Source organism: Agrococcus sp. ARC_14 (genome assembly GCF_022436485.1).
Taxonomy (GTDB): domain Bacteria; phylum Actinomycetota; class Actinomycetes; order Actinomycetales; family Microbacteriaceae; genus Agrococcus.
In genome coordinates this window covers 1,756,558-1,782,112 of the sequence record NZ_JAKUDO010000001.1, presented here as the reverse complement: position 1 = coordinate 1,782,112, position 25,555 = coordinate 1,756,558, and the positions used below count along the sequence as shown (strand labels likewise).

Sequence of the window (25,555 nt, the reverse complement as noted above, 5' to 3'; positions counted from 1 at the left end):
GCATCGTGGCCAACGACGACGTCGTGTTCGTGGACGGCGTCCGCACCCCATTCGGGCGTGCGGGCGAAAAGGGCATGTACTGGAGCACCCGTGCTGACGACCTTGCGGTCAAGGCGCTCACAGGACTGCTCGAGCGGAATCCGAGCCTGCCGCTCGACCGCATCGATGACGTGGCGATCGCAGCCACCACACAGACGGGCGACCAGGGCCTGACGCTCGGCCGCACGGTCGGCATGCTCGCCGGCCTGCCCGTGACCGTGCCCGGCTACGCGATCGACCGCATGTGCGCCGGCGCGATGACCGCGGTCGCCGCGGTCGGCGGCGGCATCGCCTTCGGCGCCTACGACGTCGCCATCGCCGGCGGCGTCGAGCACATGGGCCGCCACCCGATGGGTCTGGACGCCGATCCGAACCCGCGCTTCGTGAGCGAGAAGCTCGTCTCGATGGATGCGCTCAACATGGGCAAGACGGCCGAGCGCATCCACGACCGCTTCCCGCAGCTCACCAAGGAGCGTGCGGACCGCTACGCGATGCGCTCGCAGCAGAAGTATGCAGCGGCGCTCGCTGCCGGCAACATCCAGCCCGACCTCATCCCCGTCGCGACGCCCTCGGCAGCGGGCTGGGGCCTGGCGAGCGCCGACGAGGCGCCGCGTCCGGAGACGACGCTGGAAGGCCTCGCGGGCCTGAAGACCCCGTTCCGCGAGCACGGCCGCGTCACCGCGGGCAACGCATCCGGCCTCAACGACGGCGCGACCATGTCGATCATGGCGTCGTCCTCCGCGGCCAAGGAGCTGGGCCTGACCACCAAGATGCGCATGGTCTCGTTCGCCTTCGCCGGTGTCGAGCCCGACATCATGGGCATCGGCCCGGTGCCGTCGACCGAGAAGGCGCTGCGCAAGGCCGGGCTGGCGATCGATGACATCGGCCTGTTCGAGCTCAACGAGGCCTTCGCGGTCCAGATCCTCTCGTTCACCGATCACTTCGGCATCGACGACGACGACGCTCGCATCAACCCGTGGGGCGGCGCGATCGCCATCGGCCACCCGCTCGCCTCCTCCGGCGTGCGCCTGATGCTGCAGCTGGCCCGCCAGTTCGAGCAGCGCCCCGACGTGCGCTACGGCGTCACCGCCATGTGCGTCGGTCTCGGCCAGGGCGGCACCGTCATCTGGGAGAACCCCAACCACAAGCGCTACGGAAAGGGCAACTGATGGCCATCCGCGACGAGTTCCCGCTGCTCGCAGCAGCCGAGTTCGACGAGGTCGTCACGCACAGCTACGTGCGCGACGTGCGTCTCGCCTCCGGCAAGACCCTCGCCCTCCTGACCCTCGACAACGGCCGTGACCACACGCGTCCGTCGACGCTGGGGCCCGAGACGCTGTTCGAGCTCGGCGACGCGCTCGAGACGCAGCGCTCCCGTGCCTCGAAGGGTGAGATCGACGCGATCGCCGTCACCGGCAAGCCCTACTTCCTGGCCGCAGGCGCCGACCTCTCGAACGTCACCAAGCTCCCCGACCGCGCGACGGCCGCCGAGCTGCCGAAGCTCGGCCACCGCGTGCTGGGCCTGCTCCACAAGGCGCCGGTGCCGACCTTCGTGTTCATCAACGGGCTCGCCCTCGGCGGCGGCCTCGAGATCGGCCTCAACGCCGACTACCGCACGATCAATGCCGCCGCACCCGCGGTCGCGCTGCCGGAGACCTTCCTCGGCCTCCTCCCCGGCTGGGGCGGCGCGACGATCCTGCCGAACCTCATCGGCATCGAGCGCGCCCTCAAGGTCGTGATCGAGAACCCGCTGAAGCAGAACCGGGTGCTGAAGCCGCAGGAGGCGTTCGAGCTCGGGATCGCCGACGCGATCTTCGGCTCGGCGAACTACCTCGAGGCCTCGATCCAGTGGGCCGACGCGGTGCTCGGCGGCAAGAAGGTCGACCGCCAGCACGCGCCCGGCACGCTCGAGCGCACCGTCAAGTGGCCGATCGCACTGAAGATCGCCCGCGAGACGCTCGAGAAGCGACTCGGCACCGTGGCGCTCGCGCCCTACCGCGCGCTCGACATCATGGAGCTGGCGAAGAAGAACGACCGCGAGGCCGGCTTCGCCGCGGAGGACGCGGCGCTGGCCGAGCTCATCGCCGGCGACCAGTTCGTCGCATCGATCTACGCCTTCGACCTGGTGCAGAAGCGGGCGAAGCGCCCCGCTGGCGCCCCCGACAAGGCGCTGGCGAAGCGCGTCAGCAAGGTCGGCATCATCGGCGCCGGACTCATGGCCAGCCAGTTCGCGCTGCTGTTCGTGCGCCGCCTGCAGGTGCCGGTGATCATCACCGACCTCGACCAGGCCCGCGTCGACAAGGCCGTCGCCGGCATCCACGGCGAGATCGACACGCTGGCCGAGAAGGGCCGCATCTCGGGCGATGAGAAGCACCGCCTGCGCGCGCTCATCACCGGCACGGTCGACAAGGCCGACTTCGCCGACTGCGACTGGGTCATCGAGGCGGTGTTCGAGGAGCTGAGCGTCAAGCAGCAGGTGTTCGCCGAGGTCGAGCCGCACCTGTCGGAGACCGCGGTCATGGCGACGAACACCTCGAGCCTCTCGGTCGAGCAGATCGGTGCGAACCTCGCGCACCCCGAGCGCCTGGTGGGCTTCCACTTCTTCAACCCGGTCGCGGTCATGCCGCTCATCGAGGTCGTCAAGACCCCGTCGACGGACGACGCGACCCTCGCGACCGCGATGCGCGTCGCGAAGGATCTGAAGAAGAACGCCGTCATCACGCGGGACACCCCCGGGTTCGTGGTCAACCGGGTGCTCGCGAAGCTCCTGGGCGAGGCGATGCACGCCGTCGAGCAGGGCTCGTCCTTCGAGGATGTCGTCGCCGCGCAGCGCGCGTTCGGCTTCCCGATGGACCCCTTCGTGCTGCTCGACCTCGTGGGCCTCAAGGTCGGCGCGCACGTGCTCGACACGCATCACGGCGCGTTCCCCGACCGCTTCTTCGAGTCGAAGGCGCTCCACGAGCTCGCCGAGCAGGGCATCCTGCTCGAGAAGGACTCGAAGGGCGAGTCCAAGGGCATCGACAAGCGCGCTCGCAAGATCGTCGCGAAGCACACACCCGCCGGCGCCAAGCCGCTCTCGGTCGAGGAGCTGCGTCTGCGCATCGAGGACGGCCTCGCAGACGAGATCAAGCGGATGCTCGACGACGAGGTGGTCGAGGCAGCTGAGGACATCGACCTGTGCATGATCCTCGGCGCAGGCTGGCCGTTCCAGATGGGCGGCATCACGCCGTTCCTCGACCGCTCCGGCGCCTCGCAGCGCGCCTTCGGCGGCACCTTCCACGACCCGCAGATCGCGGGCCCGAAGGCCTGAGCCGGCCCGGCATCCGACAGACTGGCACGATGGATCGTGCACTCGTCGACGCCCTCGCCCGAGATCTCGCAGCAGCGAGCTTCACGGGCGGGGGCGTCCTCGCGTCCATCGGTGCCGATGCCGACGCAGCGCTGACCCGCACGGTGGCGCAGCCGGCTCGCCGGGCTGCGCTCGACAACCCCGGGCCGCTCTCGACGCTGCTGCGGGCGTTCTGGCTCGGAGACACGGTCACCGAGCAGGAGATGGCGGATGCGCTGCCGGCGCTCGGCGTTGCAGGTGCGGTCGCGCTCGGCGTCGCCGAGCGCCGCGGCGAGACCGTCGCGCCGCTCGTGGCCATCCGGCCGCACGCCTACCGCGACGCGCGGGGCGAGGGCTCCTGGTGGATCGCGAGCGACCTCGATGAGCTGGCGGGCGTCTGGCCGCTGCGGCCCGATCATGTGCTGGGCGTCGGCGGGGCCGCCAGGACGCTCACCGCACTGCTGCCGCAGCGGACGCTCGGGTCAGCGCTCGACCTCGGCACCGGCTGCGGCGTGCTGGCGCTGCACCTTCGGCGCACCGCCTCGCGGGTCGTCGCGACCGACATCTCGGAGCGCGCCCTCTGGTTCACCGAGCTGAACGCTGCCCTGAACGGCATCGACGGCATCGAGACGCGCCACGGCTCCCTGTTCGAGCCCGTCGCCGGCGAGCGCTTCGACCTCATCGCCTCGAACCCGCCGTTCGTCATCACCCCGCGCACGGCAGGGGTCCCGGAGTACGAGTACCGCGACGGCGGCGCCGCGGGGGATGCGCTCATGGCCTCGGTCGTCGGCGGGCTCGCCGAGCACCTGCATCCCGGTGGGGACGCGCGGCTGCTCGGCAACTGGGAGACGATCGGCGCTGAGGACGGCCTCGATCGCGTGCGAGGGTGGCTTGGCGGAGCGCTCGCCGTCTGGGCGATCGAGCGGGAGTCGCTCGACCCCGTGCGGTACGCAGCGCTGTGGCTGCGCGACGGCGGCACGCTCCCCCGCGATGCGGACCACGATCACCTGCTGGACGCCTGGCTCGACGACTTCGAGGACCGTCGCGTCACCGCGATCGGCATGGGCTGGCTCGCGCTGCGCGCGCCCGACAGCGCGGCCGGCGCGCGCGCCGTCACCGACATGGCACGGTTCGAGCGGGTGCCGCAGGCCGTGCAGCTCGAACACGCGGGGGCGCACCTCGCCGCCGCGTTCGACGATGCGGCCTGGCTCGCGACGCTCGACGACGCGGCGCTCGCCGACGAGCACCTGATGACCGCTGCGGATGTCACGGAGGCGCGCCATCAGCTGCCGGGCGCGGCCGGCCCGAACGTGATCGAGCTGCGGCAGGGCGGTGCGCTCGCACGCACGCTGTCGGTCGACACCGCGCTCGCTGCGCTCGTGGGCGCCTGTGACGGGGAGCTCTCGATCGGCGCGCTGATCGGCGCGCTGATCGGCGCGATCGCGGGCCTGCTGGAGGTCGATGAGGCGATCCTGGCTGCCGACCTGCTGCCGCGCGTGCGCGAGCTCGTCGTGACCGGCTTCCTGCGGCCGCTCACCGCGTAGTCGGCGGATCGGTGCGGACGCCGGCCGCTCAGCCAGCCGTCGACGCCGCGATCCGCGCGGCCACCGCCTGCGGCAGTCGCTCTGCGACGTCGAGCGCTGTGATCGGTCGGTTGTCTGCGGCTGCCAGCGCTGCCGCCTCGCCGTGCAGTCGAACGCCCTCTGCGGCGATCCGCGCGAGCACGCCGGGCTCGGCCAACGCGGTCGCGTTGCCCGCCAGCATCGCCCCCAGCAGGCCGGCCAGCACGTCGCCCGTGCCCGCCGTCGCCAGTCGATGCGTCGCGGCCTCGACCGAGACGGCGGCGCCCAGCGCGTCCACGATGTGCGTCGGCGCGCCCTTCGCGACCACGACCGCGCGAAGCCTTGCGGCTGCCCGCGCGGCCTGGCCTGCGAGATCGCTGCCCGCGGCATCGCCATCGCCGAGCAGCCGCGCGAGCTCGCCGGCATGCGGCGTCAGCACCACGGGGCCCGCGTGCGCGGTGGCCAGATCGAGGGCACCGGCATCGATCACGCACGGCGCACCGCTTCCGAGCACCGCCAGCAGCAGCGACCGCAGCGCCGAGTCGCGCTCTCGGGCGTCCTGACCGGAGCCGAGCAGCCAGGCGTCCACGCCCGTCGGAGCCTCGTCGAGCGCGTGGCACACGGTCTCCGGCCTGCGTGCCAGGACGAGATCCTGCACGCGTCGGGGTGCCCAGAGCCGCACCATGCCGGCACCCGTGCGCCACGCCGCCTCGACGCCGAGCACGGCGGCGCCCGGGTAGCGCACCGAGCCCGTGACGACGCCCAGCACGCCCATCGAGCGCTTGTCGTCATCAGCACCTGGAGTGCGCAGCCACGTCATGCCGCCACGATACGCGGCGCCATCGGGTCGACGCCGGAGCCGTGCGCGAGCAGCACGCCGCGCAGCGGCACCGAGATGCCCTCCGCCGCGCGCACGATCGCGTCGTGCCAGGCCCAGTCGTCGGGCGTGGGCTCAGGCCTGCCGGGCCGCTCGATCGCGAACGCGACCTCGTTCTCGGGCTCGAGCACGTGGCCGAGGATCCCGCGCACCGCCAGCACCGCATACGCATCGGGCGTGACCGGGATGCCGTCGACCTGCTGCAGCTCTCGTCGCAGCCGACCGCGGGGATCGATCAGGAAGATCCAGAGCCTGCGCACGATGCCCTGCTGCACGAGCGCCGCGGCGGCGGCGAGCGGGTCGGCTTCGGCGAACGGCGAGGGAGGGGGTGTCGTGTCGTCCATGCCGGGCAGGGAACCGCATCCGAGCCCGCGTGCGAGCGAGTGACCTCGCCCGCTGTGGAGAACTCAGTCGAGGGGGTGCTGCGCCGGATCAGCGTCGGCGGGAGCGTCGAGCCGCAGCTCCTGCTCCCCCGGCAGCGGTCGCGCGATCGGCACGCGGCCGGTGCCGAGCACCTGCTGCACGATGTTGCGGGCGATCGTCTGGGCAGAGAGCCCGGCGTCCTCGAGGATCTCGCCGCGCTCCGCGTGGTCGATGAACGCATCCGGCAGGCCCAGCTCGTCCACTGCCGTGTCGACGCCGGCGGCCCGCAGCTCCTGACGGATGCGCGTGCCGATGCCGCCGACGCGGACGCCGTCCTCGAGCGTGATGACGATGCGGTGATCGCGCGCGAGCTCGACGATCGAGGACGCGACCGGCACGACCCAGCGCGGGTCGACCACGGTCACCCCGATGCCCTGCGCCTGCACCCGCTGGGCGACGTCCATCGCCAGGTGCGCGAACGGGCCGATCGCGATGATGAGCACGTCGCGGTGCGGTGCCTCGAGCAGCACATCGACGCCGTCGTCCGTGCGGCGCACGGCGTCGAGCTGATTGGGCACGGAGCCCTTGGGGTAGCGGATGACGGTCGGCGCGTCGTCGACGGCCACGGCCTCGCGCAGCTCCTCCTCGAGGCGCGCCGCGTCGCGCGGCGCGGCCAGGCGGATGCCGGGCACGAACTGCAGCAGCGCCAGATCCCACATGCCGTGGTGACTGGGGCCGTCTGGGCCCGTGACGCCGGCGCGGTCGAGCACGAACGTGACGCCCGCCTTGTGCAGCGCGACATCCATGAGCACCTGGTCGAAGGCGCGGTTGATGAAGGTCGCGTAGATCGCGACGACCGGATGCAGCCCGCCGTAAGCGAGTCCGGCGGCAGTCGTGACGGCATGCTGCTCGGCGATGCCGACATCGAGCACGCGAGAGGCATCGAGCGCGGCGAGCCGGTCGAGCCCCGTCGGGCGCAGCATGGCGGCCGTGATGCCGACGATGCGCTCGTCCTTGCGCGCGAGCGAGACGAGCTCTTCGGCGAACACCGAGGTCCAGGACGGACGGCCCGCGCTGGCGATCGCCTCGCCGGTCTCCGGATCGATCTGGCCGACGGCGTGGAACTGGTCGGCCTCGTCGTTGATGGCAGGGTCGAAGCCCTGGCCCTTCTGCGTGATGACGTGCACGATGACGGGCGCGCCGAAGTCGCGCGCCTGCGTCAGCGCCTCCTCGAGCGCCTCGACGTCGTGCCCGTCGATGGGGCCGAGGTACTTGATGTCGAGGTTGGAGTAGAGCACCTCGTTGTTCACGAAGCGGGTGAGGAAGCCGTGGGTGGCGCCGCGCACACCGCGGTAGACGGCGCGGCCGGGGTGGCCGAAGCGCGAGAACAGCCGCTCGGAGGTGCCGCGCAGCGTGCGGTAGGAGCGCTGCGTGCGCACGCCGTTGAGGAACCGCGCCATGCCGCCGATCGTGGGCGCGTACGAGCGGCCGTTGTCGTTCACGACGATCACGAGCCTGCGGCGGTTGTCGTCGGAGATGTTGTTGAGCGCCTCCCACGTCATGCCGCCCGTCAGGGCGCCGTCGCCGACCACCGCGACCACGGAGCGGTCATGCTGGCCGGTGATGTCGAAGGCACGGCTGATGCCGTCTGCCCACGACAGGGAGGAGGATGCGTGGCTCGACTCGACGATGTCGTGCTCGCTCTCGGAGCGCTGCGGGTAGCCAGCGAGGCCACCGCGCTGCCGCAGTCGTGAGAAGTCCTGGCGCCCCGTGAGCAGCTTGTGCACGTAGGACTGGTGGCCGGTGTCGAAGACGAAGGCGTCCCGCGGCGAGTGGAAGACCCGATGCATCGCGACCGTCAGCTCGACGACACCGAGGTTCGGCCCGAGATGCCCGCCGGTGCGAGCGACTTCACGGATCAGGAACGACCGGATCTCAGCAGCCAGCTCGACCAGCTGGGCCTGCGAGAGCCGGTCGAGGTCCCGGGGCCCTGTGATCTGTTCGAGGATCGCCATAGCGCTCCATGGTACTCGGCGCCACGCAGAAGACCCCCTGCGCTGCAGGGGGTCTTCTGGGGGATGCGCTCAGACCAGCGAGCGCAGGACGTACTGGAGGATGCCGCCGTTTCGGTAGTAGTCGGCCTCTCCGGGGGTGTCGATGCGCACGACAGCGTCGAACTCGACGGTCTGCTTGCCCTCCGGGCTGTGCGCGGTCGGCTCGGCGACCACGCGCACCGTCTTGGGGGTGCGGCCCTCGTTGAGCTCCGTGAGCCCGGAGATCGAGACGCTCTCGGTGCCGTCGAGGCCCAGCGACGCCCACGACTCGCCAGCAGGGAACTGCAGCGGCACGACGCCCATGCCGATCAGGTTGGAGCGATGGATGCGCTCGAACGACTCGGTGATGACGGCCTGCACGCCCAGCAGGTTGGTGCCCTTGGCCGCCCAGTCGCGGCTCGAGCCGGAGCCGTACTCCTTGCCACCGAAGACGACGAGCGGGGTGCCCTGCGCCTGGTAGTTGACGGATGCGTCGTAGATCGCCGACTGCGCGCCATCGGCCGTCGTGAAGTCGCGCGTGAAGCCGCCCTCGACGCCGTCGAGGAGCTGGTTCTTCAGGCGGATGTTCGCGAACGTGCCGCGGATCATGATCTCGTGGTTGCCGCGGCGGGAGCCGTAGGAGTTGAAGTCGGGGCGAGCGACGCCGTGCTCGGTCAGGTACTTGCCTGCCGGGCTGTCGGCCTTGATCGCGCCGGCCGGGGAGATGTGGTCGGTGGTGACGGAGTCGCCCAGGGCGGCCAGGACGCGAGCGCCCTGGATGTCCACGACCGGCGTGAGCTCCATGGTCATGCCGTCGAAGTACGGAGGCTTGCGCACGTACGTCGACTCCGCATCCCACTCGAAGACATCGCCGTCGGGCGTCGGAAGGCTCTGCCAGCGCTCGTCGCCGTCGAACACGGCGGCGTACTGCGTGGTGAACATCTCGGTGTCGATCGACGAGTCGATCGTCGCCTGCACCTCTTCGGCGGAGGGCCAGATGTCGGCGAGGAAGACATCCTGGCCGTCCTTGCCCTTGCCGAGCGGCTGGTTCGCGAAGTCGAAGTCCATCGTGCCCGCGAGCGAGTATGCGATCACCAGCGGCGGCGACGCAAGGTAGTTCATCTTCACGTCGGGGTTGATGCGGCCCTCGAAGTTGCGGTTGCCCGAGAGCACTGCGGTGACGGCGAGGTCGTGCTCGTTGATCGCAGCCGAGACCTCCTCGATGAGGGGGCCCGAGTTGCCGATGCACGTCGTGCAGCCGTAGCCGACGGTGTAGAAGCCGAGCTCGTCGAGGTCCTTGGTGAGGCCCGACTTGTCGTAGTAGTCGGTGACCACCTTCGAGCCGGGAGCCAGGGTCGTCTTGACCCACGGCTTCGCCTTGAGGCCGTGCTCGATCGCCTTCCGGGCGAGCAGACCGGCCGCGAGCATCACCGAGGGGTTCGACGTGTTCGTGCACGACGTGATGGCGGCGATCGTGACCGCGCCGTTGTCGAGCGTGTACGTCTGGCCGTCAGGGCCGGTCACCTCGACGGGCTTCGACAGTTCGGCGGGGATGCCGCTGCCGCTGTTGATGTGCACCTCGCGCGTGTCCTCATCCTCCTGACCGGGCACGGCGCCCGGGTCCGAAGCCGGGAACGAGTGCTTCGATTCGAGGTCGACCATCGAGGTCGAGGTCGAGGCGCTCGCGTAGTTCACGATGTCCTTCGAGAACTGCGACTTCGCCCGCGAGAGCTCGATGCGATCCTGCGGACGCTTCGGTCCGGCGATCGAGGGCACGACCGTGCCGAGGTCGAGCTCGAGGTACTCGGAGAACACGGGCTCCACCGAAGGGTCATGCCAGAGGCCCTGCTGCTTGGCGTAGGCCTCGACGAGCGCGACCTGCTGCTCGTCACGACCCGTCAGGCGCAGGTAGTCGAGCGTGACGTCGTCGACGGGGAAGATCGCGGCCGTCGAGCCGAACTCGGGGCTCATGTTGCCGATCGTGGCACGGTTGGCCAGCGGAACGGCGCCGACGCCGACGCCGTAGAACTCGACGAACTTGCCGACCACACCGTGCTTGCGAAGCATCTCTGTGATCGTGAGCACGACATCCGTCGCCGTCACACCCGTGGCGATCTGGCCGGACAGCTTGAAGCCGACGACGCGCGGGATGAGCATCGAGACGGACTGGCCGAGCATGGCCGCCTCTGCCTCGATGCCGCCGACGCCCCAGCCCAGCACGCCGAGGCCGTTGACCATCGTGGTGTGCGAGTCGGTGCCGACGACCGTGTCGGGGTATGCCGTCAGCTCGCCGCCGAACTCGCGGGCGTAGGTGACCTTCGCCAGGTTCTCGATGTTGACCTGGTGGACGATGCCGGTGCCCGGCGGGACGACCTTGAAGTCGTCGAACGCCGTCTGGCCCCAGCGCAGGAACTGGTAGCGCTCACCGTTGCGCTGGTACTCGATCTCGACGTTGCGCTCGAAGGCGTCGGGGGTGCCGAAGAGGTCGGCGATGACCGAGTGGTCGATCACGAGCTCGACGGGGGCGAGCGGGTTGATCTTGGTGGCGTCGCCGCCGAGCTCGGCCACGGCCTCGCGCATGGTGGCGAGGTCGACGATGCAGGGCACGCCGGTGAAATCCTGGAGCACGACGCGCGCGGGCGTGAACTGGATCTCGACGCTGGGCTCAGCCGTGGCGTCCCAGGAGCCGAGCGCCTCGATCTGCTGCTTGGTGACGTTCGCGCCGTCCTCGGTGCGGAGCAGGTTCTCGAGCAGCACCTTGAGGCTGAACGGCAGGCGCTCGTGGCCCGCGACCTTGTCGATTCGGTAGAGCGTGTAGTCGGTGCCGCCCACCGACAGCGAGCTCTTGCTGTCGAAGCTGTTCGGGTTCGCCATCGTGACTCCTTCAGGTCTCACGGGATGCGCTGGCTGCGCCTCGAGTGTATGCCTCGAGCCGTCGTGCGTGACGGCTTCGAGACGAGATATCTTGACGTCAAGATACCTTACCGCTTCCCGGAGCCCTCCGGGTCGGCAGGCGTGTCGGCATCGGGCGACTCGAGCACCGTGCGCACCATCAGCCACGTCACCCACAGCGCGGCGAGGTAGAGCGGAACGCCCATCAGCAGCTTGGCGCCGGCGAGCAGCTCGATCGCCCCCGGCAGCCCCTCTGTCTCAGCGAAGTAGAGCGGCACCTGCACGGCGAGCCGGGCACCGATGACGATCAGCCACAGGATGGTCGCCCGCCACGCGACCGCCCGCTTGGCCCTCTCGGTGCGCCAGGCATGCGGCGTGCCCGTGAGCGCGCCGGCGATGACGCCGACGAGCGGCTTGCGCATGAGCATGCTGATGACGAGCACGAGGATCACGATCGTGTTGACCGTGAAGCCCCAGAGGAAGTTGTCCTCGCCCTGGCCGGTGATGAGCGCGACCGCCGCAGAGATGCCGACGCCGATGAGGCCGGCGAAGGCCAGCACCGGCTGGCCCTTCTGCAGCACGCGCCAGGCGACGAACCCGATGGAGACGGCCAGCGGCACGAGCACCGAGATCCAGACGCTCTTCGTGGTCGCGTAGAGCACCAGGAAGAGGATGCCCGGCAGCAGCGACTCGATCAGCCCGCGGACGCCGCCCATCGCACCCAGCAGCGCGTTCGCAGAGGGCTTCGCCGCCGGATCCAGCTGGCCGAGCTTCGAGCCGCGGATGGCCGCGCCGACCTGGTCGGAGAACGACGGCTCGTCCTGCGCCGAGGGCTCCTGCCGCTCGCGGTCCCCGGGCTCATCCGCCGCCATCAGGCCGACTTCGGTGCGCGCAGCGGGATGAGCTCTCGCGGCGGCATGGGGTCCACGCCGCGGCACACGACAGTCGAGCGGAACAGCTCGATGGCCGCGGCGGCCTTCGCGTCGTCGACGGCCGCCGGCCCGCCGATCAGCCCCTGCAGCATCCAGCGCGGACCATCGACGCCGATGATCCGCACGGCGCGCGGCGAGCCGTCCGGCCCGGTCTGCAGCCGTGCTCGCAGCTCGGGGCCGAGCAGGCCGTCTGCGTCGTCGACGGTCGCGCCCTGGCGCTCGAGCTGCGTGCGCAGCACCTCGCGCACGGGCGCCCAGATCCCCTCGCTGCGCGGTGCGGCGAAGGGCTGCAGCTGCACGGTCGAGCCCTCGTGCTCGAGGGTGACGGCGACGATGCGCTTGGTCTTCTCCTCGACCTCGAGACGCATCTGCATGCCGGGGCGCGGCACGATGCGGAGCCCGCCGAGATCGACGTAGGGGCGCACGGGGGCCTCTGCCTCGTCGAGCGGGCCGACCTCCGCGCGGTCGCTCGGAGCGCTCTTCTCGATCAGCTCCTCCTCGTCGGGCAGCTGCTGGTCGTCAGTGGTGTCGGTCATCGTGCGATCCCCTCCGGTGCAGCGCCGAGGCCGGTGGATCCGTGCCCGCGCTCGCCTCGATCCGAACCCGGCAGGCGCTCCACCTCGATGAAGCGCACGCGTTCGACGCGCTGCACGATGAGCTGCGCGATGCGATCGCCCACCTCGATGCGGTGCGGCTCGCTGCCGGTGTTGAGCAGGTTCACCTTGATCTCGCCGCGGTAGCCGGCGTCGACCGTGCCCGGTGCGTTCACGATCGTGATGCCGTGCTTGGCGGCCAGGCCGCTGCGCGGGTGGATGAACGCCGCGAAGCCCTCCGGCAGCGCGATTGCGATGCCGGTGGCGACGAGCGCTCGTCGGCCGGGTTCGAGCGTCAGGCTCTCGGCGGCATGGATGTCGGCACCTGCGTCTCCCGGGTGCGCATAGGCGGGCACCGGCGATCCGGTGATGAGGACTTCTACCTGCTCCATCGCACACGAGGCTAGCCGAGGCTGGCGCGCGCGGCGAACCGGAGCGCGCGGAGGCGCGATGATGGAGGCATGGATTCCGCCCCCTCGTACCGCGAGCGGCTCGTGCCGCCGTGGTGGCTGCTGCTCGTCCTGCTGCTCGTCGTCCCCGCATCGCTGCTGGTGTTCCTGCCGGTGAGCATCGAGGTCGGCATCGTCGTCGCCATCGTGCTGTACGCCGGGATCGCGCTCGTCCTGTGGCTGACCGCGCCGGTCGTCGAGCTGCGCGACGGGCATCTTCGCGCAGGCAGGGCTCGCATCGGCGTCGGGTTCCTCGGCACGGCGGATGCGCTGGAGGGCGCGGCGGCGCGAGCGGCGCTGCGCTCTGGCTGGGACCCGGCGGACCACCACGTGATCTCGCCGTGGACGAGGGCGGTCGTGCGCGTGCCCGTGACCGACGAGGCGGACTCCACACCCGCCTGGGTCATCAGCTCACGTCGGGCGGGCGAGCTGGCCGCAGCGATCGCCGCGGCGCAGCAGCGCGCCTAGCGCAAGCTCCGAGCTCCTGGGATCAGGAGGCGCACTCCTGGCAGATCGGGCCGAGCTTCGTCTCGTGGTCGAACTGCAGGCGGTCCTTCACCAGGAAGCAGTTCACGCAGGTGAACTCGTGCTCCTGCGGGGGCAGCACGACGACGTCGAGCTCGACGTCGGCGAGGTCTGCGGCTGAGAGGTCGAAGCTGCCCGGGTTGTCGGCGTCGTCATCCGTCGCGACGCTCTTCGCCGGCACGCGCTCCTTGAGCGCCTCGATCGACTCGTTCTCATCGTCGGTCTTGCGCGGGGCGTCGTAATCGGTGGCCATCTGACATTCCTTGCTGGGCTGGGGGTGAGCGTCGTCGGCGCACATTCTGCACGAAAGTGACACCTGAGGCAAATCAGATATCTGCGTGAAGACCATACCCCGGACGACCGGTGAGCACTGCGGGCAGTGCACCCAACGGAACGCGCGGCGCGCCCGTCCCATTCCCGGCCCCGACTGCGCCTCCGTGGGATGCTGACGAGACCCGACATCCACGCCAGGAAGGACCGACGAATCATGCAGCAGCTGAGCGTCATCGGCGTCGAGGACGACGTCCTCATCCTCGAGTCAGAGTCTGGCGAGCGCTTCCGCGTGCCCGTCGATGCCCTGCCGGAGCACCGCAAGCCGGCAGTCGCGATCCCCCACCGGGAGCGCAAGGCCACGCCGCGCGATATCCAGTCCCTGATCCGCGGCGGCATGACCGCCGAGGAGGTCGCCTCGTCGACCGGCGAGGAGCTCGCCTACATCGAGCGCTTCGAGGGCCCAGTCGTGGCAGAGCGCAACCACGTGCTCGCCTCCGCGCTGTCGATCCCGGTCGCGACCGGCGACATCGATCCGCTCGCGGGCGAGACGACCTTCGGCGCTGCGATCGACGAGCGCCTCGATGACCTCCGTGCGTCCGAGCGATCCTGGGCGGCCTGGAAAGACGGTGACAGCGGCGTCTGGACCGTGCGCCTGCGCTTCACCACCGAGGCCATCCAGCACGAGGCCACGTGGGGCTACGAGCCCAAGAAGGCCACGTTGACGCCGCGCAGCAAGGAGGCGACCTCGCTCAGCCAGACGGGCGACGCGTCGAGCGTGCTCGTGCCTCGACTGCGCGCGATCGACCGCCAGAGCCGGCCGTCGACGCCCGACGCGGCATCCACCGCCCCGAGCGCAGCCCCCGCGCCCGTCGACGAGGCCGGTCCGCCACCCATCTCGCAGCGCGCGGCTGCGCGCGAGCGGGCCAGCGTCGATGCCGCGCGCACCGACACCGGCCGCTTCGACTCCGACGCCTTCCGCATCCAGCGCGGCACAGCCCGCTCCGCGCCCGAGCCGGTCGAGCCCGGGGTCGGGCTCGAAGAGGCCATCGAGTCGTCCGCGTCGACGGAGGCCCCCGTCGACGATCGCGCCAAGGAGCCGACGAAGGCCGACAACCCGTGGCTGCGCATCCGCGGCGGCGAGGTCGGAAGCCAACCCGAGAACGTCCAGGCGGCCGCGATCAACCGTCCCGCCGCATCCGCGCAGCCCAATCACACGGCAGAGCTGCTCGACGCGCTGCGGCGCCGACGCACGGAGCGCGAGGCCGCACTGCGCACCGCAGAGGCAGAGCCCAGCCTGTTCGAGGTGGAGCCCGAGGCGCCCGCGACACCCGTGGCAGAGCCTGCCGCCGAGGAGCAGCGACCCCAGCGCGCCAACGGCACGGGCCCGGTCGGCAGCCGCAAGCGCGGCTCGCGCGCGTCGATGCCCAGCTGGGACGAGATCGTCTTCGGCTCCCGCACCGACGACTAGCACCGCACAGCAGCAGCACCACGGGGAGCGCGTCCAACCGGACGCCCTCCCCGTTCCTGCGTCGGACCGACGACCGGCTCTGGTGTGTCGTCCCACCTGAACCGGGCGTCATGTTAGGTTGCCCGGTGGCACAGCCCCGTGCACCTACAAGGAGGTAGGCATGACACAGTCATCCGACGGCACGGCCGTCAACGACGCGTCGAGAGACAACACGCGCAGCGGTCTCGGCAAGGTCGTCACCGCATCCATGGCCGGCACCGTCGTCGAGTGGTACGAGTTCTTCCTCTACGCCACCGCGTCGACGATCGTCTTCAACCTGATCATGTTCCCGCCCTCGGACGATCCGTACGCGGCCATCATCAACGCGTTCCTGATCTACGGCGTCGGCTTCGTCGCCCGGCCGCTCGGCGGCATCGTCTTCGGTCACTTCGGCGACAAGTACGGTCGCAAGAAGCTGCTCCAGGTCGCGATCATCCTGGTCGGCGTCGCGACCTTCCTGATGGGTTGCCTGCCCACCTTCGACGTCATCGGCTACTGGGCACCCGCGCTCCTCGTCATCCTGCGCTTCTTCCAGGGCTTCGCGGTCGGCGGCGAATGGGGCGGCGGCGTGCTGCTCGTCGCGGAGCACTCCCCCAACAAGGAGCGCGGCTTCTGGTCGTCGTTCCCGCAGGCGGCCGTGCCGATCGGCAACCTGCTCGCCACGATCGTGCTGCTCGTGCTGCAGTGGACGCTCTCCGACGAGCAGTTCCTCAGCTGGGGCTGGCGCATCGCCTTCTGGCTCTCGGTCGTCATCGTCGCGGTCGGCTACTACATCCGCACTCGTATCGAGGACGCTCCCATCTTCCAGGAGGTGCGCCAGGAGGTCGCGCAGTCGAAGGCGCAGGGCTACGGCGTGCTCGAGGTGCTCAAGCGCTACCCCAAGGGCGTGCTGACGGCCATGGGTCTGCGCTTCGCGGAGAACATCCTCTACTACCTGGTGGTCACCTTCTCGATCACCTACCTGGGGGTGTTCCTGGAGTACGAGGTCAGCCGCATCCTCGGCCTGCTGGCGATCGCCCACGTCGCGCACATGATCTTCGTGCCGATCGTCGGTCGATTCGTCGACGCGGTCGGGCGCAAGCCGATGTACATCGCGGGCGCGATCCTGGGTGCGACCTGGGGCTTCATCGCGTTCCCGATGTTCAACACCGGCAACGACGTCGTGATCCTGCTCGGCATCATCCTGGGGCTGGCGTTCCACGCCCTCATGTACGCGGGGCAGCCGGCGATCATGGCCGAGATCTTCCCGACGCGCATGCGCTACTCGGGCGTCTCGCTCGGCTACCAGGTCACCTCGATCGTCGCGGGCTCTCTCGCACCAGTCATCGCGACAGCGCTGCTGCGCGAGTACGAGAGCCACATCCCGGTCGCCCTCTACCTACTGGCTGCCTGCGTCATCACCCTGATCGCCGCGCTGGCGCTCAAGGAGACGAAGGGCATCTCGCTGCACGACGTCGACGACGAGGACCGTCGCCGTCTGCTGGAGGAGAAGGGCACGATCTGATCACCGATCAGCACCCCTCATGAGACGGGCGGCGGGGCTTCCTCGCCGCCCGTCCTCCTGCGTGCACCGCTAGCGTGGGCACCACACCTTCGGAAGGAATCGACGATGACGTCAATCGCCTGGATCGGGCTCGGCAACATGGGCAGCCGGATGTCCGCCCACCTCGTCTCTGCTGGTCACACCGTGAAGGGCTACGACGTCGTCGAGGCCTTCCTCGCTGCCGCCGCCGACCACGGCATCACGCCCGTCGGCTCGATCGCGGAGGCCGTCGAGGGCGCGGAGGTCGTGATCCTCAGCCTGCCGAAGGGCGAGCACGTGCGATCGGTGCTCGCCGACGCCGACGGCGTCTTCGACCACGCAGCCCCGGGCACGCTCATCCTCGACACCTCGACCGTCGACCTCGAGACCTCGCGCTGGTGCCACGGCGAGGCCGGCTCGCGCGGCTTCCGCTTCGTCGACTCCCCCGTCTCCGGCGGCACGCAGGGCGCGGAGGCCGGCACGCTCGCGTTCATGCTCGGCGGCACCGAGGCCGACGTCGCCGACGCGAAGGTGATCGTCACGCCGATGGCCGGCAACGTGCTCGCGGTCGGCGAGGCGACGCACGGCATCGCCGCGAAGCTCGTCAACAACATGATGCTCGGCGTCTCAATCCTGGCGATGTCCGAGGGCTCGCAGCTCGCGCAGCAGCTGGGCCTGGACCCCAAGGCCTTCTTCGACGTCGCACGGGTCTCCTCCGGCGACTCGTGGGCCGTGCGCACCTGGTACCCGGTGCCCGGGGTCGTGCCGGGCGCCGCCTCGAACAACAACTTCGACGCATCCTTCTCGGCCATGCTGTGCCACAAGGACGTCACGCTCGCCGTCGCGGGTGCTGAGTCCGCCGGCGTCAACGTGCCGGCAGCGACGCTCATCCGCGACCAGCTGCAGCGGCTGCTCGACGACGGCTTCGGTGGCAAGGACTGCACGCTCGTGGTCCGCGAGGCGAGCCCGGATGGATCCGTCGAGGGCTGGGACGGCCGCTGATGCGGATCCGGGGCGCGGTGCTGCGGGCTCTCGGTGCTGAGCGGCCGTTCGCCCAGTCGCGCCCCCTCGAGCTCGTGGAGCTCGAGCTCGACGGGCCTGGACCCGGCGAGCTGCTGGTGCGCATCGAAGCCGCGGGCCTCTGCCACAGCGACCTCTCGGTGGTCGACGGCGCCAGGCTGCGACCCCTGCCGATGCTGCTCGGCCACGAGGCCGCCGGCATCGTCGAGGCGATCGGCGACGGCGTCGACGACATCGCGGTCGGCACGCGCATCGTGACCACGTTCCTGCCGCGCTGCGGCGAGTGCGCCGCCTGCGCGACCGACGGCAGACTGCCATGCGAGCGCGGCAGCGCGTCGAACGCGGCCGGCGAGCTGCTCGGCGGCGGTCGCAGGCTGCACGAGGTCAGTGAGGTCGGTGCGGTCGGGCAGAGCGCGGACGGGCGGGGAGCCGAGGTGCACCACCACCTGGGCGTCTCGGCATTCGCGACGCACGCGGTGGTCGACCGTCGGTCTGTCGTGCCGGTCGGCGACGATGTACCTCCCCAGGTGGCCGCCGTGCTGGGCTGTGCGATACTCACGGGCGGCGGCGCCGTCATCAACGCCGGCAAGCCGGTCGAGGGCGACGACATCGTGATCGTCGGGCTCGGCGGGGTCGGCATGGCCGCGCTGCTGGCCGCCGCCTCGCTCGGCCTCGGCCGCGTGATCGGCGTGGATGCGGTGCCGGACAAGCTGGAGACGGCCAGGCGGCTGGGCGCGCACCTCGCGCTCTCCCCCGACGAGGCGATCGAGCAGGGCCTCCGCGCGCCGGTCGTGATCGAGGCCGCCGGCCACCCGAAGGCGTTCGAGACGGCGTTCGCCCTCACGGCACCGGGCGGGACCACCGTGACCGTCGGCCTGCCGCATCCGGATGCCCGCTCGTCGTTGTCACCGCTGACGTTCACGACGGAGGCGCGCACGGTGATCGGCTCGTACCTGGGCTCGGCGGTGCCGGCGCGCGACATCCCTCGCTACGAGCAGCTGTGGCGCGAGGGGAAGCTGCCGGTGGAAGCGCTCGTCACGAGCGAGATCGGGCTCGACGACCTCAACGAGGCGCTCGACACGCTCGCCGACGGCAAGGCCATCCGGCAGGTCGTGCTGCTGTGATGCTGGAGCGCTCGCCCTTGCGGGCGGCGCGGAGAACGCAAGGCTGAGGAGCGCGCCCGCACAGCGGGCACGCGTCACGAAGTCGAGTCACTGCGTGAGATCGCAGCTGGTGCCCCAGGGCGCTGCAAGGTAGGCATCGGCCTCCTCTGCCGGCAGCGCGACCAGCAGGATCGACGGCACAGCGCCGGCGGAGCCACAGGTCGAGACCACCACCCAGTCAGCCTGCTCGGCGCCGGGCGACGGGATCGGCGCCGCTGGAGGATTCGCGTCGAGCGTGGCCTCTCGCGCGTCGAGCACCCCGATGGTGCCCATCGGCGACAGGCGCAACGCCTCGGCGACGGTGGAACGATCCGGAGACTCGAGCTCGATCTGCTCCATGATCTCCTCGATCTGCATCGAGTCGAGCGCGGCCGGGCCAGCTGAACAGCCCGCGAGCAGCCCGGCGAGGGCCGCAGTCAACGCCAGCAGCGGCGCTCTGCCGTGTCGTGTCCGCATCCCCGCCTCCATCCGAGCACCATCGCTCTCGACCGCACTCTATCCACGGCTCAGGCGAAGGCCCCGAAGCGGCGCAGCGGCACGCGCAGCTCATCGGGCGTGAGCGAGCCGTGCTGGCCGATCATGCCGCGGCCGGGGTCGGCCTCGTCGACGTAGATCGCCCGCCTGCCGCGCGCGGCGACGAACACGTCGCCGAGGCGAGGCTCGACCTCCGGGTGCACCGCGCCGAGCCAGCCACTTGCGATGACCTCCTGCCGCGTCGCGACCCACGCCGCATCGCCGAGCCATGCGCGCCAGGCCGCGGCCAGCGCATCCGCCGTCTCGCCCTCCGCCGCGTGCAGCTGCAGGCAGCGCGGCTCCCCCGCCACGTGCGCGACCGAGGAGAGCAGCTCCTGCGGCGCGATGAGGTGACCGGATGGGTCGACGTCGACCATGCCGTGATCGGCGGTGACGACGAGGCCCACGCCGCGCGGCAGCCCGGCGACGAGCTCGGAGACGTGGCCGTCGAGCCGCTCGAGCGTGTCGATCCAGCGATCGCTCTGCCAACCGCGCTCGTGGCCGATGCGGTCGAGCTCCGGCACGTACAGGTAGACGAGCGAGCGCTCGCGCGCTGCCTGCTCGGCGACGGCGAACCGGTCGGCCAACGTCGCGCCGCCGCGGAACTCCGCACCGCGCAGCACCGCCTTCGTGAAGCCGCTCGCGGCATGCTTCGGCTCGCCGATCACGATCGAGGGTTCCTGCTCGAGGATGGTCGGCGCGCGCTGCCAGGTGGCGGGATCCATCGCCCCGCCCCAGTCGCGCAGCTGGTTGCGCACGCCCTCACCCGGCACGAGCGCGTCGTAGCCCACCATGCCGTGCTCGCCGGCCAGCACTCCGGTCGTGAGGCTCGCCAGCGCCACCGCGGTCGTCGACGGGAAGCCCGCGTCGAGCGAGCCGCCGGGCGCGCCGGCGAGCGTGCGGGCGTGCCCGGCGCGCTGACCCAGCTGCGCAGCCCCCAAGCCGTCGACGAGCAGCACGATGGCGCCCGTGACCTGCGGCAGCGCCAACGCGTTCGGCTCGCCGCGAAGCGCGCGCGACGAGCTGCGCAGAACGTCGGCAAGGCTCCGTGATCCGGGCGCTCGCGTCGGTAGCATTCCTTCAGCCTATGACTGCCACACCCGCCCCAGACTCATCCAGCAGCACCGTGTCCGCCGAGCGCATCGACGACATCGACGTCGCTGCCGAGATGCAGGACTCGTTCCTCGAGTACGCGTACTCCGTCATCTACGCACGCGCGCTGCCTGACGCCCGCGACGGGCTCAAGCCCGTGCAGCGGCGCATCCTCTTCCAGATGTCCGAGATGGGGCTGCGCCCCGAGAAGTCGCACGTGAAGAGCGCTCGCGTCGTCGGCGACGTGATGGGCAAGCTGCACCCGCACGGCGACACCGCGATCTACGACGCGCTCGTGCGCCTCGCCCAGCCGTTCACCCTGCGCCTGCCGCTCGTCGACGGGCACGGCAACTTCGGCTCGCTCGACGACGGCCCTGCGGCCGCCCGCTACACGGAGGCGCGGCTGGCCTCGGCGGGGCTGTCGCTCACGGAGGGCCTCGACGAGGACGTCGTCGACTTCGTGCCGAACTACGACAACTCCTACCAACAGCCCGACGTGCTGCCGGCCTCCTACCCGAACCTGCTGGTCAACGGCGCGAGCGGCATCGCAGTCGGCATGGCGACGAACATGGCGCCGCACAACCTCGTCGAGGTCATCCAGGCTGCCAAGCACCTGCTCGCGCACCCCGACGCATCCACCGCCGACCTCATGCGGCACGTGCCTGGCCCCGACCTGCCGGGTGGCGGCGTGATCGTCGGCCTCGACGGCATCAGGGATGCCTACGAGACGGGCCGTGGGTCGTTCAAGACCCGCGCGCGCGCCTCGATCGAGCGCGAGGGCCGCAAGACGCAGATCGTCGTCACCGAGCTGCCGCACCAGGTGGGGCCCGAACGCCTGATCGAGAAGATCAAGGACGGCGTGCTGTCGAAGAAGCTGCAGGGTCTGAGCGACGTGCAGGACCTCACCGATCGCAAGCACGGCCTGCGGCTCGTGATCGGCATCAAGACGGGCTTCGACCCGGATGCGGTGCTGCAGCAGCTCTACCGCTACACGCCGCTCGAAGACGGCTTCTCGATGAACAACGTGGCGCTCGTCGGCGGCAAGCCCGAGACGCTCGGCCTCAAGGCTCTGCTGCGGGTCTACATCGACCACCGCGTCTCGGTCGTGCGCCGTCGCAGCGAGTTCAGGCTCGCGAAGCGGCGCGACCGCCTGCACCTCGTGGAGGGGCTGCTGGTCGCGATCCTCGACATCGACGAGGTCATCCAGGTGATCCGCGCCTCGGACGACAGCGAGCAGGCGCGCACGCGGCTGCAGAGCATCTTCGACCTCTCGGAGGCGCAGGCCGAGTACATCCTCGAGCTGCGGCTGCGCAGGCTGACGAAGTTCAGCCGGGTCGAGCTGGAGGCCGAGCGCGACGAGCTGCAGGCGCAGATCGCCGAGCTCGAGCGCATCCTCGGCACCGAAGCCGCGCTGCATCGGGTGGTCGCGGACGAGCTCGACGAGGTTGCCGAGCGCTTCGGCACGCCGCGGCGCACCCTGCTGACCGAGGGCAACGGGCAGGCGACGACCGGCCGTGCCTCCGCGGCGAAGGTCGCCGCGAGCCTCGAGATCGCGAATGCGCCCACCCGCGTGCTGCTGTCGGCCACCGGCCGGGTGGTGCGCGTCGACGGTGAGGAGCCGATCCCGCAGCCGGCGCGCCGCAGTCGCCACGACGCCATCCGCTCGAGCATCACGACCACCACCCGCGGCGCGTTCGGCCTCGTCACCTCCTCGGGTGCCGTGCTGCGCCTGACGCCCGCCGAGCTGCCCTCGGTGCCCCCCGCATCCGTGGGCCTCACCGCCGGCATCAAGGTGAAGGAGCTCGGCGCGTTCGAGCGCGGCGAGGAGCCGATCGGGCTCATCGACCTCGTCGACTCGACCGACGGCGACGCCGTGCCGTGGCTGGTGGCCACCGCGAACGGCATCGTGAAGCGTGTGCTGCCGAGCGAGCTGCGCGATCGCGACCGCGAGCCGCTCATCACGCTCAAGGCCGGCGACCGGGTCGTCGGCGTCGCACCTGCACCCGACGACGCGTGGATCGTGCTCGTCACGAGCGATGCGCAGCTGCTGCGCTTCTCGGCTGGGCAGGTCAACCCGCAGGGGCCCGGCGCCGCGGGCATGAAGGGCATCTCGCTGAAGGGCGACGCGACCGTGCGGTTCGCCGGCGCCGCGGAGGAGACCGCCGAGGTCGTGACGGTGACCGAGGCGGCCGAGACGCTCGCAGGGCTCGACGAGCCGCGCGTGAAGGTGTCGGAGCTCACGGAGTTCCCGCCGAAGGGCCGCGGCACCGGCGGCGTGCAGGCGCACCGGCTGCTCAAGGGCGAGGTGGGGCTCTCGCTCGCGTGGACCGGCCCGGCGCCGATGGCGGTCGGCGCTGACGGCTCGCAGCGCCAGCTGCCGCCGGGCGGCTCACCGCGCGCAGGATCCGGCGTGGCGATCGACGGCGCTATCGGCGCGATCGGCTCGAAGCTCGGCGCGTAGCGCCACCGTTGGCCCGCGACTGGGGCGGCTGCGCCCGAGTGGGGACCGCATGCCGGCCCCAGTCGGGCGCATCAGCCCCAGTCGGCGTCACGATGGGGCGCCACCCGGCTCGGCTGCGCGCCCGCGACTCAGGCGTCGATGCGGTCGCGGTCGACCTGCGAGGTGACGATGAGCTCGCGGCGCGGGGCGACCTCGTTGCCCATCAGCAGCTCGAAGATCTCGATCGCCCGCTCGGCATCGCTGATGGTGACGCGACGCAGCGTGCGGCGCGAGCGATCCATCGTCGTCTCGGCCAGCTGGTCGGCATCCATCTCGCCCAGGCCCTTGTAGCGCTGAGGCGGCTCGTGCCAGGTCTTGCCGGCCTTCTTCAGCCGCGCGAGCGTGCGATGCAGCTCGGCGTCCGAGTAGGTGTAGACCGCCTCGTCGGGCTTCCCGCGGTGCTTGACGAGCACGCGGTGCAGCGGCGGCACGGCGACGAAGACGCGCCCTTCGTCGATGAGGGGACGCATGTAGCGGTGGATGAGCGTGAGCAGCAGGGTGCGGATGTGCGCGCCGTCGACGTCGGCGTCGGCGAGCATGATGACCTTGCCGTAGCGCGCCTGGCTGAGGTCGAACGAGCGGCCGGAGCCCGCGCCGATCGACTGGATGATCGCGGCGCACTCCGCGTTGCCGAGCATGTCGGCGATCGAGGCCTTCTGCACGTTGAGGATCTTGCCGCGGATGGGCAGGATCGCCTGGAACTCGCTGTCGCGCGCGGGCTTGGCGGTGCCGAGCGCGCTGTCGCCCTCGACGATGAACAGCTCGGTCTGCGCGACGTCGTTCGAGCGGCAGTCGACGAGCTTCACCGGCAGCGACGACGATTCCAGCGCGCTCTTGCGCCGCGCCGTCTCCTTGAGCGAGCGCGCCGAGATGCGCGCCTTCATCTCGCTCACGACCTTCTCGAGCAGCTGCCCCGCCTGCGCCTTCTCGTCGCGCTTCGACGAGGTGAGGATGCCGCCGAGCTCGCGCTGCACGACCTGCGCCACGATCTGGCGCACGGCGGGCGTGCCGAGCACCTCCTTCGTCTGGCCCTCGAACTGCGGCTCCGGCAGTCGCACGGTCACGACCGCGGTGAGTCCTGCGAGCGCATCATCCTTCTCGACCTTGTCGCCGCCGACCTTCAGCTTGCGCGCGTTGGCAGCCACCTGGTCGCGGATGAGCTTCAGCAGCGACTGCTCGAAGCCCGCGAGGTGCGAGCCGCCCTTGGGCGTCGCGATGATGTTCACGAACGTCTGCACGACCGTGTCGTAGCCGGTGCCCCAGCGCAGCGCGATGTCGACCTCGCACGTGCGGTCGACCTCGCGGGTGACCATGTGACCGGTCTCCTCGTCGAGCACCGGGATGGTCTCCTTGAAGTCGCCATCGCCTGTCAGACGCCACGTGCCGGTCAGCGCAGGGTCGGGCGCCAGGTACTCGGCGAACTCGCTGATGCCGCCGTCGTAGCGGAAGTCGTGGACGACGCGCTCCTCGCCGCGGTCGTCGTTGATCTGAATGCCGAGGCCCGGCACCAGGAACGCGGTCTGCCGCGCGCGGCGGGCGAGCTCGTCGGCGAGGAACTCGGCGCCCTTCGTGAACACCTGCGGGTCGGCCCAGTAGCGCACGCGCGTGCCGGTGACCCCCTTGCCGACCTTGCCGATCTTCCGCAGCTTCGACGCATCCGTGAACGGCAGGAACGTCGCGTCGGGCGAGGGCTCGTCCCCGCGATCGAGGAACTCCCCGGGCTCCCCGCGGTGGAACGACATCGCCCAGGTGGCGCCTTCGCGGTCGACCTCGACGTCGAGGCGCGCGGAGAGGGCGTTGACGACGGATGCGCCGACGCCGTGGAGCCCGCCGGAGGACTGGTAGGCGCCGCCGCCGAACTTTCCGCCCGCGTGCAGCTTCGTGAAGATCACCTCGACGCCGGTCAGGCCCGTGCGCGGCTCGACGTCGATCGGCAGACCGCGCGCGACGTCCTTCACCTCGACGGAGCCGTCCTTGTGCAGGATGATGCTGATCTCTGTGCCGTGGCCGCCGAGCGCCTCGTCGACCGAGTTGTCGATGATCTCCCAGAGGCAGTGCATGAGGCCGCGCGAGTCGGTCGAGCCGATGTACATGCCCGGGCGCTTGCGCACCGCCTCGAGTCCCTCGAGGACGGTCAGGTGCCGTGCCGAGTAGTCGGATGCCGCGCGTGCCAACCGATCCCCCAATGTCGTGCGTCGGACGCGCCCGGGATGCTCGCGCCGTGATCCGGCGCCGTTGCGAGCGCGCCTGCCAGCCTACGGCCGAGGACGCCTGCGTCGCCGCAGGCCACGCGGCTCGGCACGGGGTTGCGCCGCTGGCGAACCGCCAGGCGATCGGCGCCGAACCACCGGTGAGACATGCGACGATAGACG

General features: G+C 70.8%; 20 protein-coding genes. 9 read left to right on the top strand and 11 right to left on the bottom strand.

Annotation, left to right across the window (positions count from 1 at the left end; all coding sequences use genetic code 11):
* Positions 1-2 precede the first annotated feature (2 nt).
* Genes MKD51_RS08765 through MKD51_RS08755 form a run of 3 tightly spaced genes read left to right on the top strand, consistent with a single transcriptional unit; the run spans position 3 to position 4,911 of the window.
* Positions 3-1,208, top strand: a complete 1,206-nt coding sequence (locus MKD51_RS08765) for a thiolase family protein (protein WP_240240897.1) — start codon at positions 3-5, stop codon at positions 1,206-1,208.
* A complete protein-coding gene (locus tag MKD51_RS08760) occupies positions 1,208-3,349 on the top strand; it encodes a 3-hydroxyacyl-CoA dehydrogenase NAD-binding domain-containing protein (protein WP_240239933.1) in 2,142 nt (713 codons plus the stop codon). Before MKD51_RS08765 ends, MKD51_RS08760 begins: the two co-directional genes overlap by 1 nt.
* A gap of 29 nt (positions 3,350-3,378) precedes the next feature.
* Complete coding sequence (locus tag MKD51_RS08755; protein ID WP_240239932.1) at positions 3,379-4,911, top strand: methyltransferase; 1,533 nt, start codon at positions 3,379-3,381, stop codon at positions 4,909-4,911.
* Positions 4,912-4,939: 28 nt separating this feature from the next.
* Here the strand turns inward: MKD51_RS08755 and MKD51_RS08750 are convergent, their stop codons facing one another.
* The 7 genes from MKD51_RS08750 to dut form a co-directional block, all read right to left on the bottom strand.
* On the bottom strand, positions 4,940-5,749 hold the full coding sequence (locus MKD51_RS08750) for an ADP/ATP-dependent (S)-NAD(P)H-hydrate dehydratase (protein ID WP_240239931.1): 810 nt from the start codon (positions 5,747-5,749) through the stop codon (positions 4,940-4,942).
* Entirely contained in the window at positions 5,746-6,150 is a 405-nt protein-coding gene (locus tag MKD51_RS08745) for a hypothetical protein (protein WP_240239930.1), read from the bottom strand. The genes MKD51_RS08750 and MKD51_RS08745 overlap by 4 nt, the downstream gene beginning before the upstream one ends.
* 63 nt (positions 6,151-6,213) lie before the next feature.
* Positions 6,214-8,184, bottom strand: coding sequence for a 1-deoxy-D-xylulose-5-phosphate synthase (gene dxs / locus MKD51_RS08740; protein WP_240239929.1), 1,971 nt, complete (start codon positions 8,182-8,184; stop codon positions 6,214-6,216).
* A 69-nt stretch (positions 8,185-8,253) separates the two neighbouring features.
* A complete protein-coding gene (gene acnA, locus MKD51_RS08735) occupies positions 8,254-11,076 on the bottom strand; it encodes an aconitate hydratase AcnA (RefSeq protein ID WP_240239928.1) in 2,823 nt (940 codons plus the stop codon).
* 107 nt (positions 11,077-11,183) lie between these two features.
* Positions 11,184-11,966, bottom strand: coding sequence for a DUF3159 domain-containing protein (locus MKD51_RS08730; RefSeq protein WP_240239927.1), 783 nt, complete (start codon positions 11,964-11,966; stop codon positions 11,184-11,186).
* Positions 11,966-12,562, bottom strand: coding sequence for a DUF3710 domain-containing protein (locus MKD51_RS08725; RefSeq protein ID WP_240239926.1), 597 nt, complete (start codon positions 12,560-12,562; stop codon positions 11,966-11,968). Before MKD51_RS08725 ends, MKD51_RS08730 begins: the two co-directional genes overlap by 1 nt.
* Positions 12,559-13,011 (bottom strand): dUTP diphosphatase, encoded by a 453-nt coding sequence (dut, locus tag MKD51_RS08720; protein ID WP_240239925.1) that lies wholly within the window; start codon positions 13,009-13,011, stop codon positions 12,559-12,561. Before dut ends, MKD51_RS08725 begins: the two co-directional genes overlap by 4 nt.
* 69 nt (positions 13,012-13,080) lie before the next feature.
* Between dut and MKD51_RS08715 the strand changes: the two genes are divergently transcribed.
* Positions 13,081-13,536: a DUF3093 family protein gene (locus MKD51_RS08715; RefSeq protein ID WP_240239924.1), complete on the top strand. Its 456-nt coding sequence runs from the start codon at positions 13,081-13,083 to the stop codon at positions 13,534-13,536.
* 22 nt (positions 13,537-13,558) lie between these two features.
* On the opposite strand, the gene MKD51_RS08710 is transcribed toward MKD51_RS08715, so the two are convergent.
* Entirely contained in the window at positions 13,559-13,846 is a 288-nt protein-coding gene (locus MKD51_RS08710; protein ID WP_240239923.1) for a DUF4193 domain-containing protein, read from the bottom strand.
* A gap of 234 nt (positions 13,847-14,080) precedes the next feature.
* On the opposite strand from MKD51_RS08710, the gene sepH reads away from it, so the two are divergent.
* From sepH to MKD51_RS08690, 4 genes are all read left to right on the top strand, one after another.
* Entirely contained in the window at positions 14,081-15,334 is a 1,254-nt protein-coding gene (gene sepH / locus MKD51_RS08705; RefSeq protein WP_240239922.1) for a septation protein SepH, read from the top strand.
* A gap of 160 nt (positions 15,335-15,494) precedes the next feature.
* On the top strand, positions 15,495-16,877 hold the full coding sequence (locus tag MKD51_RS08700; protein ID WP_240239921.1) for an MFS transporter: 1,383 nt from the start codon (positions 15,495-15,497) through the stop codon (positions 16,875-16,877).
* A gap of 105 nt (positions 16,878-16,982) precedes the next feature.
* Positions 16,983-17,897, top strand: coding sequence for an NAD(P)-binding domain-containing protein (locus MKD51_RS08695; RefSeq protein ID WP_240239920.1), 915 nt, complete (start codon positions 16,983-16,985; stop codon positions 17,895-17,897).
* Complete coding sequence (locus MKD51_RS08690) at positions 17,897-19,039, top strand: alcohol dehydrogenase catalytic domain-containing protein (protein ID WP_240239919.1); 1,143 nt, start codon at positions 17,897-17,899, stop codon at positions 19,037-19,039. Before MKD51_RS08695 ends, MKD51_RS08690 begins: the two co-directional genes overlap by 1 nt.
* A gap of 87 nt (positions 19,040-19,126) precedes the next feature.
* Here MKD51_RS08690 and MKD51_RS08685 read toward each other — a convergent pair whose 3' ends face one another.
* Positions 19,127-19,534 carry a hypothetical protein gene (locus MKD51_RS08685; RefSeq protein ID WP_240239918.1) on the bottom strand — a complete coding sequence of 136 codons (408 nt, stop codon included), beginning with the start codon at positions 19,532-19,534 and terminating at the stop codon, positions 19,127-19,129.
* Between the two features lie 50 nt (positions 19,535-19,584).
* A complete protein-coding gene (locus MKD51_RS08680; RefSeq protein WP_240239917.1) occupies positions 19,585-20,580 on the bottom strand; it encodes an alkaline phosphatase family protein in 996 nt (331 codons plus the stop codon).
* Between the two features lie 98 nt (positions 20,581-20,678).
* Here MKD51_RS08680 and MKD51_RS08675 point away from each other — a divergent pair, with 98 nt between their 5' ends.
* Positions 20,679-23,144, top strand: coding sequence for a DNA topoisomerase IV subunit A (locus MKD51_RS08675; RefSeq protein ID WP_240239916.1), 2,466 nt, complete (start codon positions 20,679-20,681; stop codon positions 23,142-23,144).
* Between the two features lie 128 nt (positions 23,145-23,272).
* Here the strand turns inward: MKD51_RS08675 and MKD51_RS08670 are convergent, their stop codons facing one another.
* Complete coding sequence (locus MKD51_RS08670) at positions 23,273-25,357, bottom strand: DNA topoisomerase IV subunit B (protein WP_240239915.1); 2,085 nt, start codon at positions 25,355-25,357, stop codon at positions 23,273-23,275.
* Between the last annotated feature and the right edge of the window lie 198 nt (positions 25,358-25,555).

What these genes read in the sequence shown, in the direction of transcription:
- MKD51_RS08675 (WP_240239916.1), top strand. Translation starts at nt 20,679, where the DNA reads ATGACTGCCACACCCGCCCCAGACTCATCCAGCAGCACCGTGTCCGCC.
- MKD51_RS08725 (WP_240239926.1), bottom strand. Translation starts at nt 12,562, where the DNA reads ATGACCGACACCACTGACGACCAGCAGCTGCCCGACGAGGAGGAGCTG.
- MKD51_RS08695 (WP_240239920.1), top strand. Translation starts at nt 16,983, where the DNA reads ATGACGTCAATCGCCTGGATCGGGCTCGGCAACATGGGCAGCCGGATG.
- MKD51_RS08745 (WP_240239930.1), bottom strand. Translation starts at nt 6,150, where the DNA reads ATGGACGACACGACACCCCCTCCCTCGCCGTTCGCCGAAGCCGACCCG.
- MKD51_RS08700 (WP_240239921.1), top strand. Translation starts at nt 15,495, where the DNA reads ATGACACAGTCATCCGACGGCACGGCCGTCAACGACGCGTCGAGAGAC.
- MKD51_RS08710 (WP_240239923.1), bottom strand. Translation starts at nt 13,846, where the DNA reads ATGGCCACCGATTACGACGCCCCGCGCAAGACCGACGATGAGAACGAG.
- acnA (WP_240239928.1), bottom strand. Translation starts at nt 11,076, where the DNA reads ATGGCGAACCCGAACAGCTTCGACAGCAAGAGCTCGCTGTCGGTGGGC.
- sepH (WP_240239922.1), top strand. Translation starts at nt 14,081, where the DNA reads ATGCAGCAGCTGAGCGTCATCGGCGTCGAGGACGACGTCCTCATCCTC.
- MKD51_RS08750 (WP_240239931.1), bottom strand. Translation starts at nt 5,749, where the DNA reads ATGACGTGGCTGCGCACTCCAGGTGCTGATGACGACAAGCGCTCGATG.
- MKD51_RS08685 (WP_240239918.1), bottom strand. Translation starts at nt 19,534, where the DNA reads ATGCGGACACGACACGGCAGAGCGCCGCTGCTGGCGTTGACTGCGGCC.
- MKD51_RS08690 (WP_240239919.1), top strand. Translation starts at nt 17,897, where the DNA reads ATGCGGATCCGGGGCGCGGTGCTGCGGGCTCTCGGTGCTGAGCGGCCG.
- dxs (WP_240239929.1), bottom strand. Translation starts at nt 8,184, where the DNA reads ATGGCGATCCTCGAACAGATCACAGGGCCCCGGGACCTCGACCGGCTC.
- dut (WP_240239925.1), bottom strand. Translation starts at nt 13,011, where the DNA reads ATGGAGCAGGTAGAAGTCCTCATCACCGGATCGCCGGTGCCCGCCTAT.
- MKD51_RS08715 (WP_240239924.1), top strand. Translation starts at nt 13,081, where the DNA reads ATGGATTCCGCCCCCTCGTACCGCGAGCGGCTCGTGCCGCCGTGGTGG.
- MKD51_RS08755 (WP_240239932.1), top strand. Translation starts at nt 3,379, where the DNA reads ATGGATCGTGCACTCGTCGACGCCCTCGCCCGAGATCTCGCAGCAGCG.
- MKD51_RS08760 (WP_240239933.1), top strand. Translation starts at nt 1,208, where the DNA reads ATGGCCATCCGCGACGAGTTCCCGCTGCTCGCAGCAGCCGAGTTCGAC.
- MKD51_RS08730 (WP_240239927.1), bottom strand. Translation starts at nt 11,966, where the DNA reads ATGGCGGCGGATGAGCCCGGGGACCGCGAGCGGCAGGAGCCCTCGGCG.